The organism is Thioclava sp. UBA3469, assembly GCF_002378135.1.
Lineage (GTDB): Bacteria > Pseudomonadota > Alphaproteobacteria > Rhodobacterales > Rhodobacteraceae > Thioclava > Thioclava sediminum.
In genome coordinates this window covers 2449-3859 of record NZ_DFRG01000050.1, presented here as the reverse complement: position 1 = coordinate 3859, position 1411 = coordinate 2449, and the positions used below count along the sequence as shown (strand labels likewise).

Annotated in this window: 1 protein-coding gene and 1 pseudogene; both read right to left on the bottom strand. The window is 67.8% G+C overall.

What is annotated here, in order from left to right:
• Positions 1-683: pseudogene (locus B3D39_RS03730) on the bottom strand (ATP-dependent DNA ligase); the annotation flags it as partial.
• Positions 680-1411: ligase-associated DNA damage response exonuclease (locus tag B3D39_RS03725; protein WP_286789394.1), on the bottom strand; the 732-nt coding region annotated here is incomplete at its 5' end. The pseudogene B3D39_RS03730 and the gene B3D39_RS03725, both read right to left, overlap by 4 nt.

The window sequence follows — 1411 nt, the reverse complement described above, 5'->3', positions numbered from 1 at the left end:
ATGCCGTCCCATTTCCATTCCGCGGCGAAATCGCCGGGTGGCAGGTCGGTGAGCGCCTCGAGATCGGTGGGCGTCGAGAGCATCACCGGCCGGAAGGGCGCAAACCCCGCACGCTCGGGCTTCTCGCCGCCCTCGATCCAGTCGAAAAGCGGCTGATAGGGCGGCGAGAGCCCGTGCCAGATTTCCTCGATCTCCTCCAGCTCGGGCGTGCCGACCGAGGCCAGCGCCACCCGCGCAAGCCGCGCCGAGACACCCACGCGCAGCCCCCCGGTCGCGAGTTTGAGTAGCGCATAGCGTTCCGAGGGCTCCAACCGATCCAGCCACCCGGCGATCAGCGGCCCGACGCGGGTTTTCGGCGTGTCCTGCAAGGTCTCGACGATTTCTACCAGATCGACGTCCTGGGCCGTATTCTCCTGCGGCCAGATCAGCGCGATCGTCTCGGCCAGATCGCCCACGTAGTCATAGGACAGCGCGAACAGCTCGGGATCGACCCGCTCGCCCACCATCGCGCGCAGGACCGCAGGCTGCGCCCGGCCCAGCTCCAGCTCTCCGGTGAGCGCCGCCAGCGCATAGCCGCGCTCGGGGTCGGGCGCATGGCGCAGGTAATCACCCAGCACGTCGAGCTTGGCATTGCGCCCCGGCGTGAAGGCGAGCCGTTCGAGAAGGACCGCGAAGGCTTTCATTCCGGCTCCTCCTCATAGCCCACGAGGTGCAGCGGACGAGCCACGCGCCCCTCCAGTTCGGCCCAGCGCATCAGTGCCTCTTCGCGGCCATGGGTGATCCATAGCTCGGATGGATCGATCTCGCGCACCGTGCGCGTCAGGTCGACCCAGTCGATATGGTCCGAGATCACCAGAGGCAGTTCGACGCCGCGCTGGCGGGCACGGGCGCGGATCTGCATCCAGCCCGAGGCAAAAGAGATCACCGGATCGGCAAAGCGCTGCACCCAAGGCGAGGAAAAGGCGGAGGGCGGCGCGATCACCAGCGCCTCGCGCAGCGCCCGCGCCTCGGCCTTGTCCATCGTGGCGGGGCGCAGATCGCCCAAGGGGATGCCCTGCTCGATGTGATAGTCGCAGAGTTTTTGCAGCGCTCCGTGGATGTAGATCGGCGCGTCATAGCCCGCCTCGCGCGCCAGCATGATGACCCGCTGCGCCTTGCCCAGTGCATAGGCACCCACCAGATGCGGGCGCTCGGGGGCTGCGCGCATCGAAGCCATCAGCTTGGCCATCTCGTCAGCCGGGTCGGGATGTTTGAACACCGGGAGCGCGAAGGTCGCCTCGGTAATGAACGTATCGCAGGGCACCGGCTCGAAGGGCGCGCAGGAGGGGTTCGAGACGCGCGCGTAATCGCCCGACGCCACGATCCGCTGCCCGCGATGCGTGATCGCGATCTGCGCCGAGCCCAGCACATG